Here is a 17,108-nt window from a genome sequence, read left to right as displayed (position 1 = left end):
ATAAGAAGTCTGAAACAGAAACAAGAAATGCAGCTTAAAATTTAAGTAAAGAGTGCCAACTACCTTGAAAAACACCGTGCATGTCGTTGACCCATTTGATAAATTCATGTTTTTCTTCTTCAGAAATATCTCTTTCGTTTCGGAATTTCTCAGCTAGTGATTCATCAGGAATCATCGGGGTTCGATTATCTTCATCATAAGGGGCAGCATTCATTTTATACCAATGCTGAGTTGTATATGCGCCACAATGGGGACAGCTAAATGCTGTCTTTGATATTAATGGAATAGTATTTTCATGTGCCAAAACTGGATTTCCTTATTGCACCTAACGCTTGTATTACTGGTTTATTTTGGAGTGCGAAGCACGGGAAAAAATCCGAGTTCATACACTTGTTAGAAGCCTATTAAGCCAAGCTATACTCTTGAATATAAAGTGGTTTTAGAAATCCGTAGTTAGCAATGTACTCTTCAAAAGTAGAAATGACTTGCTCTATTACCATTTGTATCTCTTGAGTCTTAGTTCTTAGTATGTTAGAACGATGTCGTTCTCCGACTACGATAGGTGTTTCACGCCCGTGCGCAACAGCATTTCGTTTATCAACTATTTCATCGATGGTTAACTTTACTCTCGGTTCTACTTGGATAGGTGTTGCCCCGAAACTTTGAATTGTATCCTGAATAGTTTTATACCAAACATTTTGTAGGTTTTGAGAAAATATAGTATTACTTATATCGAATATATTTTCTGAGTCAATATTTCCAAACACCTCAGATGATCTATCGAAGTATTCTTTATATCCGCACTGTTTAAAACTTTGCATTTTAGAATTCAACGAAATCACATTGAATGGCGTAGAAAAATGCAGGTTCTTAATGCTTTTACTTTTTATTATAAGGATCGTTTGTTCAATTGTTTCATTTAATGCCTTTTCCAACGCAGAATAAAGGTGCACGTAATAAAGCCCCCTCATTATCTTAACTTCGGGCGTAGCCTCTCCATCTGGCTCAATTGATTCAATGTAATTCAGGTTGATTTGAACTTCACTAAACCGCTCTCTTGAGTTAGCTCGTACAATATTAAATGCCATTAACCAACGTATCCTTTACGATATTAATTCTCTTGAGTACCATTTTTTTACTATTCGTAGCTCCCGTAGTAGACTTTTTTACTTCTGGATCATTAAGCAGTGCTTCTAGTTTTTCGGGGGCATAATTTTCACCACTGCCTATTGCCTTAGCACAGCCTACTGAAATTGCTTCATATAAAACTACTGGAGTTATATTCTTTCTAGCACCACGAACAATACCATCAGGCAAATTATCTCTAAGCACCTTGAAAGTATTTTGGAATATTTTTTTCAACTCTTTACTTTCTTTATCTTTGAATGACTCTGTTTTTTTCTCCATAAATTCATTCAAAAAACCTTTCACGCTATGAACAAACTGTTCAGCATCTTCATGGTAAGCGAAAAACCTAAGAACAAGCTCTTCGTAACTACCACTTCTCTCTGCATTTGCAGTCATTTTGACAACAGCTCTAAAATCAGAATTTACCGATAAATCTTTTATAAAATCATTAAATGGACCGATATATACACAGTTTCTAATTTCTTGTTCGTGTAAGGTTACGCCACCAGTATTCAGCCTCTCAAATAGATCATACCTAACATTAAAATCACTCCTGTCATTCAAAACGGTTATTCTTAACGGCCTAGTTTGCAACATAAACTGCATGGATTTTGGTAAGTCGTCATATATCAACCCATTCATTGAATCTAATTTCTCAAGCCCTGACAATTTTAACTTTTCATGCTTAATTAATATGTTTTTAAGCTCATTATCGTTTCCGATAAAATTCAATATTGTCGTTAGTCTTTGAAGTCCATCAATTACTTCCCAAGATGCATCTCGATTAGACGCCATAAATAAACTTGGAATAGGTATTCCTAGGAAAAGTGACTCAATTAAAGCTGATTGTCTGTTTGAATCCCAAACAAAATGGCGTTGATACTCAGGGGCTATATCAACCATCCCTTCAAGAACCATGTCATAAAGTTGCTTTAACGTAATGTCGTAACTATCAAATGCAACAGATCTACGATTTGAGTCAAGTTGCTCTTGAATTTTTATAATATTCAATTCTAATCCTTAGTTTAAATTTTAAACTGGCGCCTCGGGAGCTTCTATCGTTTTAGCGTGAATTCCGATAAACATTCTGAGAAGTTAACCAAAAACCAGCGTCCATATCAATTTAATTATTAATAATTTTAGTAACTTATCAGCTTAAATATCTCGAATCAATCACTCTTTAGTCTGGACGAAAGCGAGAATTTAGATAACCGAGAATGATATGGCTCGTTATGTATATTATTTTTTAACAAAAGCACCTTAATTCAATGGGCTAGAGTCGTTATTAATCTAAAGCCAACCAAATACATAGCCACCCATTTTTTGAAGTAACAACATAACCCCTTTCTATTTGAGTTGCGATCACCTTGTATAATTTTATCATCGAGCAAATTCAACAGGATGGTTTAACAAATTAGCACTCGATGGCCAATCCATCAGTAATGTGGTCAATTTAACACAGCAGGAAAGCTTGATATCAATCAAGTGGAAGATGGTTTTGTGGGATTAAGAAATGATTGCTTAGGCACACAACCAACGCTGGCAGTTTGACGAAATACATAGCCACCCATTTTTTGAAGTAACAACATAACCCCTTTCTATTTGAGTTGCGATCACTTTGTATAATTTTATCATCGAGCAAATTCAACAGGATGGTTTAACAAATTAGTACTCGATGGTCAATCAGTCAGTAATATGGTCGATTTAACGCGGCAGGAAAGCTTGATATCAATCAAGTGGAGAGTGGTGTTATGGAGTTAAGAGTTAGCGTTTAGGCACACAACCAGCGCTGGGAGTTTGAAGCGCCTTGGCGTAGCTTTCGCTCTAGATGCTCACAATATTCTGTTAAGGCAGGTAACGCCCCAACAGCACCTTTAAATAATGAACCAAACTCTGTAGTGATTTTTAACCAGTTCTCGGCAGGTATGTTTAGTCTATTAAGAATAGTTTGACTGCTTGAACTAATTGCACCCCGTTTATCCTCTCGAACAATTCGCCCAGTATCTTCCACCAGCACTATGTAGTCTTTGACACTGAACATTAAACCATTAGGCATGTTTACACGCTCATTCCCCACAAAAGGCAATAACTCTGTTGGTTGTTCACCTTTTATCGCTGAGTGTATTCGGCGTTGAATGCTGGTGTAGTCTGAGGTTTCGGGGGGGTGGTCATTTTGGCGCGGATAGGCCTTTCTATTAATAAATAATGGTCGACATAGGCCATACAGCTCAGAACGGCTGCTTTGTCTAATAATGCTTGGCTATTTATAAAAGAAAAGGTAAACCGCCCTTCCCACAAATTCATCGGGAATGAATTTGAACAGCTTTAGCTGGCCCGAAGGGTGAGAACCATGGATGACGGAGAATAAAACCTGCCTGTGCACTTATCTTCTTTATTGGCCATTCGAGCAATCGGCTCACTTAAGGTACGCATAAACCAACTGATATCAACTAAGCGTTGTCGGTATTGGGTTATACAATCATTCACTGTTTTACGTTCAAATTCGTTTAAGTCTTCACCTTTTACAAACTTGTGTGACAGTAAGGTACCTTTAAAACCTTTATGCCATTGCATAAGCAGTTAGGATGGGTGGCCATGTTATTTGTTAGCAAATTCGATCAAACATCGTAATGTTTTATCAAACCAATTTATAGGATTAAGAGCCTACAAAGATAAGTCATTGAGGCTGCTGAAGTCTCACTGGCTAACAGGGATCAAGACGCCACAAGATTTAATCAAGGATCCACAAGCATGCTATTAAATTCGTGGGGATCCCTCAGACTCTGACCCCATTTATCTTCGACGTAACTCGAAGGCTTTTCCCTAGCATAAACAAAACTTTGTGCAAACACACAAGCCAAGAACACCGGAAAAGTTATTCGCGGTAATCATCACAACACAAAACATGCAAATGAAAAACAATATAAAAACAAAATTTAGCACGAACTAAATTATCTTCAATTACCACTGGAAAAAAAAATGCTAAATCAGCTCTCTATCGTTCAAAGGATCTGGCTGCTATTAATCTTTGTAGTGCTGGCGTTTATCGTCAGCTCCGGATACGAGTCCTTTAGCCAAAAGTCAAAAATGTTGACACAACGACAAGCTGAAATCAGCAGTGTAGTTAATTCCGCACTGTCCCTTTTCAAGCGAGCACAAGCGTCGGTCGAGCGTGGTGAGATGAGCCTTTTTGAGGCTCAGGAGATGGTCATATCTGAAATTACTGCAATGCGTTACCGAGGGCAGAACTACCTGTGGATTTTTGATACCGACGCCAAACAATTGGCCCATGGCACCAGCCAGAAAGATGTGGGCAATAACCTGATAAATTTTTCCGACCCCACGGGCAAAAAAGTCTATGTTGCCTTCCTCGATGCTGTACGCAAAGGAGGCGAAGGTTATGTCGATTATGTCTGGACTAAAGCTGGCTCCTCTGCTCTGGAGCCCAAGGTGACGTTTGTTAAGTTATACCGTCCTTGGGATTGGATATTAGCAACTGGCGTCTATACCGATGATATTGATGCCGAGTTTGCTCAGCTCATTAAAAAGAAATTAATATTTTTTAGTCTGCTATTAACGATGATCTTTATCGCGTCGATGCTGGTTATTCGCTCAATTACCCGCCCACTAAATGCGACTACGTTTGCGATGGAAGAGATTGCTCAGGGCGATGGCGACCTGACCGTCAGGCTCGCGATATCGAGTAAAGATGAGCTGGCTCAATTGGCCATCGGATTTAATCAGTTTGCCGAGAAAGTCCGACAGATCGTTATCGAAATGCAGCAGAGTCAAACCGTATTAGATTGTGCTACTGGTGAGATGTCGGTGATCACCAGCCGTTCACGAGAACTGCTTACCCAGCATCAACATGAAAATCATCAAGTGGCAACGGCTATCCAGGAGATGAGCGCAACCATAACCGATGTCGCCCGCAACGCCGCTGATGCAGCAAAATCAGTACTAACGGTTCAAGACAGAGCATTGAAAGGCAAGGTATTAGTAGAGGATAACATCACCTTCATCAATGAGCTGTCCGACACAGTCCATCAGATTGTCAGCGCGATGAATGGCCTGAAACAGGAGGCCCAAGATATCAACAGTATCTTAGATGTGATCAAGTCGATTGCCGATCAAACCAACCTATTGGCACTCAATGCCGCCATCGAAGCCGCCAGAGCAGGCGAACATGGCCGCGGCTTTGCGGTTGTCGCCGATGAGGTGCGCACCTTAGCGATGCGAACACAACAGTCGACGCAAGATATAGAACGAATGATCCTGGGCATGCAAAATCAAGTCGAGGAGGCGGTACACACCATAGACTTAGGCAGACAAAAGGCGGATGCGAGTGTTAAGCAGGCAAAACTCACCTCCGTGGCATTTGGTGACATCAGTGCCGATATCGATGTGGTTGCCGATATGAATACCCAGATAGCCTCGGCGACAGAGCAGCAGAGTGTGGTGGTCGATGCCCTGCATCAAAATATTGAGAACATCAGAGAGGCATCCGATGAGTCGGCCCTGGGAGCTCAGCAGATAGAGATAGCCGGACAGCAACTGCAGGCGTTAGCCACTGATATATCATCGACACTAGGCCAGTTCAAGGTATAGGTTCAACGATTAGTTCAAATAGATAGTGAAAAAAAGCCTTCGATTTAGCTCGAAGGCTTTTTTTTGAAACAGCTTAACTCGCTAATCATTCAAACCGACTGCATTGAGTCACACTATTTTCACGTGCGTTAGCCAGTGCACTACACGCCGCACACGTCATATGGTCACGGAAGTGTTTATTGAAAAATTGAGTCGTTTGCGCTTCTAGGGAATCAAACAGGGCCTGATTAAACGGCTTTTTCCATCGGTATTGCGCCATCAACCTTGAAAGATGTCGGTAGCAGGTCTCACGATGATTAGACATATATTCGGGCGCAATTAATTCACTCTCAAACTGGGTCAGAGAGCCTGTAAGATAAAATACGATCCCCTGTACCAATTCTTTAATCTGCAATGGTGTTGCTTCAAGTTCTCCATTGTCGACCGCCTGATGAAGAGAGGCGGTAAACCACTCCCAGAATGCATTGATACGTTTCTTAAATCGCTTCACCTTCTCATCACTGGCCAGCTGCCAAACCATAGTATTGACCGACACAGATCGCAGGGTAAAGAAACTCTTGCTGCGCTTGATGGTTTCGAATGTAAACAAGATTGGCAATAAGACTTTCTCTTGGGCCGTCAGTTCCGGGTACTTATCGATAAAGATTTGGAGGTGATTTGAGGTTGCACTTCGAAGAAACAGGCAGACTAAAACATCCTCTTTCCGCTCAAAATACTTATACAGCGTTCCCGTAGAGCAGCCCACTTCCTTCGCGAGTTGAGAAAACCTAAAAGATACCACTCCCTGTGATTCAATCAGATACTCTGCAGCATCTAAAATTTGATTACACCTTAATGTAGGTAGTGCATCTGTCGGGCATTTCATTTTACATACTCTCTGTCTCTAAATGCTATGAGTATGGTCTCAACGCTAGCGGATGTTATAGCGACACCATTAACAATCGGGAGATATCTCACGTAAATGAATAGTTATTCATGGCCTTTGTGAATCACGTCAAATAAACATTCCGGCAAAGTTTAATAACTCTCTATCAAATTCCTCCAACATTTTTACAGGCCGTTAAATATGGAGTTGCTCGTGAGTAAATTTATTCGAGACATGACTCACGAATAAGTTTGTCACTGAAAAAAACCCGTGATTTAGTTCACCTTTACTGCCGCTGGTTCCCTTTATCTTAGTATCATTCCTAAGTTGAGGGTACACAAATGCAAAATAGAAGAAATTTTTTAAAACTGGGTGCCGGAGCGGCACTGGGCGGGCTGGCATCGACTATGCCGGGTACTGTCATGGCCAGTGAATGCGGCGAAATAAAGTGGAACGAGTCGGCCGATGTGATCGTTGTTGGCTCAGGTTTTGCGGGACTTTCTGCGGCGTTAAACGCTAAGCGTAGTGGTGTCGGCTCAGTACTGGTGCTGGAAAAAATGCAGGTTATCGGTGGTAACTCGGCTATCAATGGCGGCTGGCTGGCGATCCCTAAAAATCCAATCCAACTCGCCCAGGGGATAGCCGATGACAGCCCAGCAGAGTTAGTCTCGGATCAGATGATTTCGGGGCGAGGCATGGCCAATGAGGCCATACTGAGCAATATTGCCAACCATGCTCTGGACGTTTACCAGCTGTGTATCGAAACAGGTGTTAAGTTCCGTGAAGGCTTTAACATTCAGGTCGGTGGCCATAACAAGGCTCGTGCCATCAGGACTCAACATGGCACTGGCGGCGACATCACCACCAAGCTCTATGAAACAGGTGTAAAAGAGGGGATCGATTATCGCCTCCAACATTACATCGAAGATTTCATCATGGATGGACAGGAGATCATCGGCCTTAAGGTACGTCAAAACTACCGTTTCCCAGATCTTACAACCGGTAAGAGCATCTTTATCAAGGCAAACAAGGCAGTCGTTCTCGCCAATGGCGGTTTTGCCCGCAATATGGAGCTGCGTGCCGCTGTCGATCCCTCTCTTGATCCATCCCTCGATTGTACTAATGCCCTAGGCGCGACAGGTGAAGTCACCCTAACAGCCATGGCCCAAGGAGCGCTTCCTGTTCATATGAGCATGATCCAAACTGGTCATTGGGGCTCACCCGATGAAGGAGGCTTCGGCTGGTCAAATGCCCTACTCTCTATCGGCTGGCATGAAGGCATTTCAGTCAGCGTACTGAATGGTAAGCGTTACATGAATGAAAGAGCCGATCGTAAGACTTGCTCGGCAGCTATCATGAAGAACCGCTACCAAGATGGTTCTCCAGCCTACCCCGTCGTTTTCTTTAACCACAAAGATCATCCGGATGATGACCGAGTTGTTCGCGCACTTCGTGATGAGATGGCATGGAAGGTTGATAGTTTCGAGCAATTGGCCGGAAAATTCAATATCCCTTTGACTCAGTTAAAACAGACCGTGAAAGAGTTTAATGCTCAAGTCAGCACACGTCAGGATCCTCTCTTCGGTCGTAAGATGGATACGGCTGTCGAGCTAAAGCCGCCATTCGTCGTATCTCGAGTCTGGCCTAAGGTGCACTACTGCATGGGTGGCTTAAAGACAGATATCGGGGCTCGGGTTATCGATGGTCGCTCCATGAAGCCAATCAAAAAGCTCTATGCCATAGGTGAAGTCACAGGTGGCGTCCATGGTGAGGCTCGATTGAGTTCGACCTCCTGTCTGGAATGTATGGCGATGGGTATCGTTGTATCTGAAACTATTAAAAGCGACCTGCAGGGGTGATCAACATGAGCAAATTACTATTGGCTTTACTCGTAGGACTATCCCTGTCAACGAGCGCATTTGCCGGCGATTTAGTGAAAATGATGGGCAATACTGAAGGCCGAACCAATCATGAGTTTATCTATGAGGATGGCTGTCAGAGCTGCCATCAAGGTTCAGGAAAAAAGAATGCGACCGATAGCGCCTGCGTCGAATGTCATGGCGACATCAACAGTATTGAGATCGACAAGTCAAAGCTTGCTATCGAAGAAGCCAATCCTCATAAATCATTCCACTACAACCAGGGCGCCAGCTGTTTAGCTTGTCACGGCGAACACGAGAAAAAAGCACCCGTCTGCGCCGAGTGTCACCGTACCTGGTTCGATGTGATGTAACGAGTTCAAAACATTAAACAGAAACATAAATATAAACATACTAAATGGGTAATGATGATGAAAAAATCCACCAAGTTCATGTTGTCGATGGTGGCAACCGCGGTAGCACTAACTGGCTTTAGCGCCAGTGCAGAAGAGCAAGAAGACGGTATCAACGTAGGCGGCGCGGTACGTGTTAACTATGGTTACAAAGATTACAGTGAAGCGTCTAAAGACAAGGCTGGCGATCTGACCTTCGATATGGCCGCTATCAAGTTTAACGGTAAGAAAGGCGATTGGGGATTAGCCGCTGAGTACCGTTTCACCTCAAGCACTGAATACATCAAATACGGATACGGTATCTACAATATCGATCCTGAATGGCAGCTACAGTTTGGTATCAACAAGGTACCATTTGGTAACCGTGGCTTTATCTCTAACAGCTGGTGGTTTGGTCTACCTTACTACTTAGGTTTCGAAGATGACCACGATGTTGGGGTTAAGGCCGTTTATAACAGCAATGGCTGGCATACAGATTTAGCCTTCTACAAGAATGCTGAATATGGTCCAACCGAGAATAAGCGTTACGCGACCGATCTCTATACTGGCACCATCAATGGCAACGAGTATAACAACGAAGAGACAAACCAAGTTAACGTGCGTCAGACCTACACAGCAGAACATAAAGGCGGTTCAACAACCTTCGGTGGTTCTGTTCAGTATGGTCAGATCTACAACAATAAAACGGGCAATACCGGTGATAGCTACGCCGCGGCGCTTCATTTAGACAGCAGTTACAATAGCTGGAACCTACAACTTCAAGCGATGCAGTATGAATATGATGCCGCTGATGCGGTCGATTCAAATAAGATTGGTGTATCTGTAGTTAGCTGGCAATACGAGATCGCTTCTAAAGGCCAAGCCTATAACGCCAATATCGCTAAGACCTTCAAAACAGACTGGGGTAGCGTGAAGTGCTATAACGATTTTGGCATTATGACGCCTGACGTCGATGACAGCAGCTACGACAACAGCATGCAGAACGTCACAGGTTGCGCAGTATCTGCAGGCCCAACTTATACTATGTTCGATTTCGTCATGGGTAAAAACATGACCTTCTCAACCGCCAACAATGATCACGTCGGTCTGCCTGAAGCGGGCAATGATTGGGACAAGCGCGTCAACATCAACTTTGGTTATTACTTCTAGTCACCAAAAGCTAAGTCATCTCAGGTTCAATGCCGCTCCCGCATCTGAACCTGATTTTTAGTGCCAGCATAGTAGCTCAAACTTCTGATTTAAATACGGATCATGTTTCATATCAGTCCATGACTTTTACTTACTGATTTCCCCATAAATTATTGAAAAAAGCCCTATTTGATAGGGCTTTTTTTTAGTTCCATCCCTTCATGTAGAAGATTATGAACATAAAAATATCTTTACCTCTCACCCTATTACTGACTTTCCTCCCCACCCCAACAGTTATTGCAACTGAGTATGAATTAGGTGGTTTTATCAAGACCAATGCCCGCTACGTCGACGGCACCATTGCATTTCAACCCAGCTGGAATGGAGATGGATCGATTCAGGATGAGGCGAAACGTACCCAGTTTGGCGCTCAGGAGAGTCGATTTAACCTCAAGCTGACACAGGGAGACGTCAGTGGTTTTGTCGAGATTGATTTTGTCGGTTCCTCCCAAGGCAACCCGGTGATATCGAACTCTTACAGCCCGAGAGTCAGACATGCGATGATCCAATATGAGGCGTTTACGGCCGGCCAAACCTGGTCAACATTAGTTAACACCAGCACCTTCGCCGAAACGGCAGATCTTGGCGGTCCCTTAGTAGGGCAAGCGATGGTGAGACAAGCCCTACTGAGATACCAGACGGGTCACTGGCAGGTCGCATTGGAAAACCCTTATACCTATGGCACACAGGTCAGCAATAGCCCGGAACAAACCAACTGGATAGAGACCAGCAATGACTATGTCCCCGATGCCATCATCCGCTATGACCAGCAAGGCCACTGGGGAAATGTATCACTGTCAGGCTTAGTCAGGTACCTCGACCCCAGCGAGACGGCCCAACTAGGTCTGGGCGGTTCACTGGCGGCTAAAATAAATACCTTTGGTAAAGACGATCTGAGACTTCAGCTACACTATGGCAATCTGGGCCGTTATGTCGGAACTGATGCAGCTAAAGATATCATTCAAGGTGAAATAGAAACCACAAGTTCGGCGATGCTCGCCTATCGGCACTTCTGGAGTGAGACCACCCGCTCAACCATTTTTTATGGTCATACCCGAACTCAAGTTGAACAAACCGATCGGAGCCACTTCGGTGTAAACCTGTTCACCAACTTAACCCCGGCCTTAAAAGTGGGTGTTGAGCTTGGTCATTATCAGATCAGCGACAACCAATACTCATGGTCAAACACGCAGACACAAACGGGGCAATCTCACTATGCCCAGTTCACCCTGCAGTTCCATATTTAATGGTCATGTGAAAAAACGTCATAAACTCAGCCGATAGGTAAGATTATTCGCGAGCTGTGTCACGAATAAGTTTGCTGCTAAAAAGGGCGCGTGATCCAATTCACCTTTACAGTACCATTATCACTTTATTGTTAGTTCAAGCCCAAAAGAACAAGCACAATATCGCAGCTTTCGGGCATCAAGCCATAACAGGATATGAATGATGAAACTAAAAATTATGTTCGGCCTTGCCGCACTCGCTTCAACCACGGCATTGGCTGCGGGTCCACAGTGTAACCACGTACAACTACCATTCCAGCAGATAACGCCGGTTCCTTATGACAGCACGCCATATTCGCCACAAGATACTATGCCTTCCCAGTGTAGCGACCCAATGGTTGAAGCCTATATTGCCGACTGGGAAGCGGGCAAAATTGATTTTAACAGCATCCAGTCAAATGCCAGCATTGCCTTAGATCAGCGCTTCTGCAAGACCATGGACGACGAAGGCAACATCATGGAAGCCAAGAACTGTGAACTTAAAAATGCGCCAGTTGGATATCTGTGGAAAGAGCTTTCAGACAGCCCAACGGTAATGGGTATCACCAATGGTGGTAAATCAGATCACGCACCACACTTCCATGGTCAACCTGAGTGTTATTACGTGGTTAACGGCGAAGGCAAGACCCTTGCCGACAACAAATTCCAAACCTTGGGAACGGGCCAGTACTTCTACATTCCAGGCGCCACCATTCACAATACACCAATCATGAGCGATAAAGGTTTAGGTGTGATGTACTGGTATCCAAAGAATGCTCACTTCGATGGCTTCAAGTACTACTGGCGTAAAGACGTGAAGAACCTTCATGTTGCAGAAGAAGCATTCGATCGTGTGGATAAAATTCGTAAGCGCGATCTAAACTTAGGTCCATATGGCACTAACAAAGCGTTCTTCAAAAAATAACTGATTTTAACGTTTGCGGCCGAGAATAATCGGCCGTAATATCTGCAAGTAAACACCCTATACACTATCTGCTCGCCGCACAGTAAGCCCCCCCTTAAATAGTCACATCATTCAAACTCCAGTCCCACTATATTAATCCAATTCTGAGCATAATATATTGGATAGATTCTCTGAACTACCTAGTTTCATTGTTCATATTAAGCTAATTAACAGATACAGAACAAATACCCAGCTCAAACGAGACAAACCAGAATTAATTTCATAACACTATAATAATAAAAATATATTTTGTATGTTGAAGATAATATTTAACATAGCCAGCCACACCTAATGACTAAATGTTAGCCATTCAACTACGCTTTATTTACCATTTCAAAATAGTATTTTAAGATGGGTGTCCATGTTATTTTTATTTTATTAAGAACATCAAGAATTGACATCCATATCGTTAAATTTAGATTATATTTTTGTACTTAAAAAAGAGGGTTTTTATTTGTGTTACACACAAAAATACCAGCTAATATTATTATTCGGATACAGAAAAACATCGTGTTTAGTTTATATTAAAAAAGTATTATATAAACATTAAAGATATCCAGAATTGAATGACTAATTTAGCGAATAAATAAATTTACTTTATGGGGTTTCATACGGTTTATTATCTTTATTTTACCTATCTATTCTCATTTAACGTTGTTTCATAGACTCCTTCCTTGTTACACACTATCGAGCAGGGCGACCGCATGAGTGCTTAATAATTCACCTATGTGATGAAGGTGGACTCGATTGCATTAATCCGCGCTTGTTTTCAGCTTAACGGCCGTACAATTATTGAATGTTTATCGGACAATTTGTGAGTGAAAAACGTTCATGCGGTTGCCCTGCACTATCGAGTGGGTTGACGCCAAATGGATCAGACCAATTATTTTGCTTAGGCTCTAAAAAGTGACTATTTTATAGACCACTGTATATTGATTTATTTGGAATTAATTCCATAAGTGGATATAGGTTACACATACACACCCTGTTGCTGAAGACTTCAAAAGTCTGGCGCAAATAAATTGCTAATTATAAACATTATTTGTAACTTATCTTCAATTAAAAATCACGTTTTTCTGATCACGTCTGTAATGATTAGCTGAAACATCTCTGATTGTTTATTTTACATTATGGGCTGAATATTTATGTTGTTGAAATACAAAATAACGGGGCTATTTACCTCGTTATCTTTTTTTATGGTGTTGCTGGTATCCATCGTTGCTTATCAAAACTTTGCAGAATTCAGCCAGGTCAGTTACCAAGACAAGGTTGAAACACAATCTAAACTGGTGGCTCAGGCATTAGATGAAAAATTAATGCGATTTTTCGATGTGATCGATTCCGCTGCATTCTTTTTCGATGAAAATGGCGAACTTGATCTGGAACGAGCAAACCTCACCGTTGAGGAAATAGCCAAGACGATTAGTGGTGAAGCGGGGATCTATTTAGGCTTGAAAGGTGGCACCCTGATTAGTGACGGTGAGGTTGTCGCTAATTTCAATGCAATCACGGCCAAGCGTGAGTGGTTCATAAATATTTTTGCAGGTGAGCGCTACGTCGTCAGCACATCCTTTGTCGATGTCACCAAGAACGTCGAAGTATTTGGCCTTTCAGTGCCTATTATGCACCAGGGGGAAATTTCTGGGGTGGTGTTAATCAATGTCCCGGTTAAGTTATTTAGTGATTTTGTTGCATCTCTTACCAGTAACAATCAGATGTTCGTTTACCGCAGCGATGGCTACATAGTATCGAGTGAGGTAAAAGACAATATTGGCAAGAACATATTCGAATTACGCCCGCAATACAAGGTAATATCTGACTCAAACAAGTCGATGACGTACACGGCTCCGGGTTTGGGCGATTACTTTGTCACAAGTCATAAAATGAAAGTCCGTAATTGGACTGTGGCTAGCTATGAATCGATGAAAGTCATAGAAGCTGCTAGTTTTAATAATCTATATGATACTCTTATTTTGATTATAATCTCCCTGATTGTACTCATGGCCGTTATTTACCAGATGGTTATTCGCCTTATTTACAAACCTATTGGCGGGGAACCACTTGAAATATCAAACATGGTTAAGCAAGTAGCAGAGGGAGATTTGAGTATGAATTTATCCTCTTCCGGGCAGGAGGATGGTATTTATGGCAATGTGATCGCCATGGCACAGAATCTTAGGGCCATTGTCGCCAATATTAATAACACAACAAATGATCTTAATCGCTCTTCTGCTTCGCTTTCATCGTCTGCCGAAACGATGAGTGATGGCTCGAAGGCACAAACAGTCCAGCTTGAGCAGACTTCGACCGCGATGAACGAAATGACCTCCACCGTCGATGAAGTAGCACGAAGTGCACTGCAAGCGGCAGAGTCGGCCCAGGGCGCTAGCGAATATTCTGAGGTTGGAATGAAAGTGGTCGAGGATATGAATGCTAATATCCGTTTACTGGTCAATGAGATGAACGGTGTCACCCATGTCATCGAAAACGTTGAGGCAGAAACGGTCAATATTGGTAGCATTCTCGATGTGATTAAAGGCATTGCCGATCAGACTAATCTTTTGGCTCTAAATGCTGCCATTGAAGCGGCACGTGCTGGTGAACAAGGTCGCGGATTCGCGGTAGTCGCAGATGAAGTTCGAAACCTTGCAAGCCGAACACAAGATAGCGCCAATGAGATCACTATGATGATTGAAAAGCTTCAAACAGAGGCTAAAAAAGCGGTAGATCAAATGGGCAAGAGTACGCTGCTCGCTCGACAAACGTCGACCAAGACAGAGGAAGCAAACCTATCCCTGACACAAATCACCACTTCTGTTTCTGTTATTCTTAATATGAATGACCAGATCGCCACAGCATCAGAGCAGCAGACTCAGGTCGCCGCGGAAATTAACCAGAGTGTGCTGGAGATCAATGATTCGGCAAAAGAAACCAATAAGCACGCCGATAGCACTACCGAACTTGCAAATGAGCTGGGCGGAATGGCGAATACTCTAAATGGTATTGTGAGCAAATTTAAGCTTTAAGGCAGACTTAAGTATTCCTCAATATCATCGAAAGATCATTACTTTTGGTGATATTGAGGGCTATGACATGCTGCCAATATAAGCGTTCACCGAGATTGACTTGACACCATTTTGATGATCAACAAAGCGTTAGCATTTAACTATTGAACGATGCTTTTTCGGCCACTTCTGGTGTACATAAAAAATAATTTACATAAGTACCGTCGACACTTTCACATATCAGCGAAGCTAACCTGCTCATTCAAGCGCTTTGGGCTGAACCTCGTCAGTAGGAAGACCGATTGGCGACGAGTGCCAGACCCCATCAACATCAATTCGCGCAATCACTCAAACTAAGGTCTCAATTTATCGTATCAATTGGCGCATTTTAAATTACTGCATTTTGACACTAATGGTCATTAGGTATTTATCAACACATTTATCTAACGCAGAGTTAGGCTGGGTGGCATGTTATTTGTAAAGTAAATCAACTCACTCTACTCATGCGCTATTCTTTATCAAACTTGCTGTGACTGTTTTACGCGTTTGGATTAGGGTATATCCGCCGCTTAATACCACCAGCAAGCTTCCAAGTAGGGTAGCTAAATCTGGGGACTCTCCAAATATAAATATCCCCAAGCCTAAGGCAAATAATAAACGGGTATAACGAAAAGGAGAAATAACCGATACATCGCCAGCGCGCATAGCGATGGTGAGGGCATTATAAACCATCACCCCAAACACGATGGCACCGATAATTTGTGCTGCGGCAGTTGAACCGAGTTGTAATGGCTCGTGTTGGTATAGCTGTATCGCAATGCCCGCAGGGATTAACACAAAAAATCCATACACCCCAAGTTGCATATTAGACAATACCGGCGAAGCTGCACGGGTTGCTAAATCGCGGCCAGCAAAACCTAAGGTCGCCACCACCGCAAATAAAGACGTTACTTCAAAGCCATCAAGGCCTGGGCGAATAATCATCAACACGCCACAAAAACCAACCATTACGGCAATCCAGCGTTTAAAGCCAACCTGTTCACCAAACAATAAGGCTGCACCTATCATTGCGATCAACGGTGTGGCTTGCAAAATAGCTGATGCACTCGATAAAGGCGTTAGCGTGATAGCCAATGCAAAACAGAATCGGCCAACGACTTCGCACGCCGCACGGATCAATATTGGCTTAGACATCAGTGCTGGATGTAAAATTGTTTGACCTTTACGCCAAGTCAGCAGCATAAAAACCAACATTCCACCGAAACCAAATAACGCTAAAATCAAACCAATAGAAGTGGTTTCGGCTGCCGATTTAATCAGCATGTCTTCAATAGAAAATGCTGCCATCGCGGCAACCATAAAAAGACTACCTTTAGTATTATTCAAAATAACTCCAACAATGGGTAGATTGTATTCAGCTGAAAAAGTGTTGGCGCTACCGTTCTGAGCCATTACACAAAATAAGTTGCCAATGGTATCACTCACCATGAGCTATCGAGAAAACATCATTTATTTACAACTGTGTTTAATTCAAACTCAAACTCAAACTTTTTGTCGAAAGTCAGGCTGTGTCAATTAGATCAATGTTATGACGGTTATGTCTAAGCCAATTAATGCTGTACTCGTCCGCCGCGTGAAGTATCTACTTCACTTCCAAATAGATTGCCCTTCAATATAAAAGCCCAGTGCGATAACTCAACACTGGGCTTAAATGATTACACGCAAAACATTAATTTACATGCCTATGCACTTGGCTCAGTAAGAATGTATTGGCGTGTGAATGATTGCCAAATTTAACAATCTGTTAGGTATT

At 42.7% G+C, this 17,108-nt stretch carries 11 protein-coding genes and 3 pseudogenes; 8 read left to right on the top strand and 6 right to left on the bottom strand.

Features of this window, described 5'->3' with window-relative positions; translation table 11 throughout:
• Positions 1 to 34 precede the first annotated feature (34 nt).
• From AAEZ02_RS20085 to AAEZ02_RS20070, 4 genes and pseudogenes are all read right to left on the bottom strand, one after another.
• Positions 35 to 304 carry a hypothetical protein gene (locus tag AAEZ02_RS20085; RefSeq protein WP_351124710.1) on the bottom strand — a complete coding sequence of 90 codons (270 nt, stop codon included), beginning with the start codon at positions 302 to 304 and terminating at the stop codon, positions 35 to 37.
• A gap of 100 nt (positions 305 to 404) precedes the next feature.
• Positions 405 to 1,088 (bottom strand): MAE_28990/MAE_18760 family HEPN-like nuclease, encoded by a 684-nt coding sequence (locus tag AAEZ02_RS20080; RefSeq protein WP_124014251.1) that lies wholly within the window; start codon positions 1,086 to 1,088, stop codon positions 405 to 407.
• Positions 1,078 to 2,139: a GmrSD restriction endonuclease domain-containing protein gene (locus AAEZ02_RS20075; protein WP_124014252.1), complete on the bottom strand. Its 1,062-nt coding sequence runs from the start codon at positions 2,137 to 2,139 to the stop codon at positions 1,078 to 1,080. Before AAEZ02_RS20075 ends, AAEZ02_RS20080 begins: the two co-directional genes overlap by 11 nt.
• A gap of 760 nt (positions 2,140 to 2,899) precedes the next feature.
• Positions 2,900 to 3,702: pseudogene (locus AAEZ02_RS20070) on the bottom strand (transposase).
• Between the two features lie 34 nt (positions 3,703 to 3,736).
• Here AAEZ02_RS20070 and AAEZ02_RS20065 point away from each other — a divergent pair.
• Positions 3,737 to 3,889: pseudogene (locus AAEZ02_RS20065) on the top strand (IS4 family transposase); the annotation flags it as partial.
• Between the two features lie 323 nt (positions 3,890 to 4,212).
• Positions 4,213 to 5,736 (top strand): annotated as a pseudogene (locus AAEZ02_RS20060) (methyl-accepting chemotaxis protein); the annotation flags it as partial.
• Positions 5,737 to 5,821: 85 nt separating this feature from the next.
• On the opposite strand, the gene AAEZ02_RS20055 reads toward AAEZ02_RS20060, so the two are convergent.
• On the bottom strand, positions 5,822 to 6,601 hold the full coding sequence (locus AAEZ02_RS20055) for a TetR/AcrR family transcriptional regulator (RefSeq protein ID WP_124014256.1): 780 nt from the start codon (positions 6,599 to 6,601) through the stop codon (positions 5,822 to 5,824).
• A gap of 341 nt (positions 6,602 to 6,942) precedes the next feature.
• On the opposite strand from AAEZ02_RS20055, the gene AAEZ02_RS20050 reads away from it, so the two are divergent.
• From AAEZ02_RS20050 to AAEZ02_RS20025, 6 genes are all read left to right on the top strand, one after another.
• Complete coding sequence (locus AAEZ02_RS20050; protein WP_124014257.1) at positions 6,943 to 8,460, top strand: flavocytochrome c; 1,518 nt, start codon at positions 6,943 to 6,945, stop codon at positions 8,458 to 8,460.
• Between the two features lie 5 nt (positions 8,461 to 8,465).
• On the top strand, positions 8,466 to 8,834 hold the full coding sequence (locus tag AAEZ02_RS20045; RefSeq protein WP_124014258.1) for a cytochrome c3 family protein: 369 nt from the start codon (positions 8,466 to 8,468) through the stop codon (positions 8,832 to 8,834).
• A 54-nt stretch (positions 8,835 to 8,888) separates the two neighbouring features.
• Complete coding sequence (locus AAEZ02_RS20040) at positions 8,889 to 10,022, top strand: hypothetical protein (RefSeq protein WP_124014259.1); 1,134 nt, start codon at positions 8,889 to 8,891, stop codon at positions 10,020 to 10,022.
• A 218-nt stretch (positions 10,023 to 10,240) separates the two neighbouring features.
• Positions 10,241 to 11,308: a DcaP family trimeric outer membrane transporter gene (locus tag AAEZ02_RS20035; protein ID WP_164839556.1), complete on the top strand. Its 1,068-nt coding sequence runs from the start codon at positions 10,241 to 10,243 to the stop codon at positions 11,306 to 11,308.
• Between the two features lie 199 nt (positions 11,309 to 11,507).
• Positions 11,508 to 12,251 carry a cupin domain-containing protein gene (locus AAEZ02_RS20030; protein ID WP_124014261.1) on the top strand — a complete coding sequence of 248 codons (744 nt, stop codon included), beginning with the start codon at positions 11,508 to 11,510 and terminating at the stop codon, positions 12,249 to 12,251.
• 1,184 nt (positions 12,252 to 13,435) lie between these two features.
• Positions 13,436 to 15,316: a methyl-accepting chemotaxis protein gene (locus AAEZ02_RS20025; protein WP_124014262.1), complete on the top strand. Its 1,881-nt coding sequence runs from the start codon at positions 13,436 to 13,438 to the stop codon at positions 15,314 to 15,316.
• Between the two features lie 480 nt (positions 15,317 to 15,796).
• Here the strand turns inward: AAEZ02_RS20025 and AAEZ02_RS20020 are convergent, their stop codons facing one another.
• A complete protein-coding gene (locus AAEZ02_RS20020; RefSeq protein WP_351124702.1) occupies positions 15,797 to 16,681 on the bottom strand; it encodes a DMT family transporter in 885 nt (294 codons plus the stop codon).
• Positions 16,682 to 17,108 lie beyond the last annotated feature (427 nt).

Origin of the sequence: Shewanella sp. T24-MNA-CIBAN-0130 (genome assembly GCF_040310185.1) — a bacterium.
Lineage (GTDB): Bacteria > Pseudomonadota > Gammaproteobacteria > Enterobacterales > Shewanellaceae > Shewanella > Shewanella psychromarinicola.
This window is presented reverse-complemented; position numbering and strand designations above follow the sequence as displayed.

Excerpts from the sequence above, each read along its gene's own strand:
- AAEZ02_RS20080 (WP_124014251.1), bottom strand. The coding sequence starts at position 1,088 with ATGGCATTTAATATTGTACGAGCTAACTCAAGAGAGCGGTTTAGTGAA.
- AAEZ02_RS20055 (WP_124014256.1), bottom strand. The coding sequence starts at position 6,601 with ATGAAATGCCCGACAGATGCACTACCTACATTAAGGTGTAATCAAATT.
- AAEZ02_RS20050 (WP_124014257.1), top strand. The coding sequence starts at position 6,943 with ATGCAAAATAGAAGAAATTTTTTAAAACTGGGTGCCGGAGCGGCACTG.
- AAEZ02_RS20045 (WP_124014258.1), top strand. The coding sequence starts at position 8,466 with ATGAGCAAATTACTATTGGCTTTACTCGTAGGACTATCCCTGTCAACG.
- AAEZ02_RS20040 (WP_124014259.1), top strand. The coding sequence starts at position 8,889 with ATGATGAAAAAATCCACCAAGTTCATGTTGTCGATGGTGGCAACCGCG.
- AAEZ02_RS20030 (WP_124014261.1), top strand. The coding sequence starts at position 11,508 with ATGATGAAACTAAAAATTATGTTCGGCCTTGCCGCACTCGCTTCAACC.
- AAEZ02_RS20025 (WP_124014262.1), top strand. The coding sequence starts at position 13,436 with ATGTTGTTGAAATACAAAATAACGGGGCTATTTACCTCGTTATCTTTT.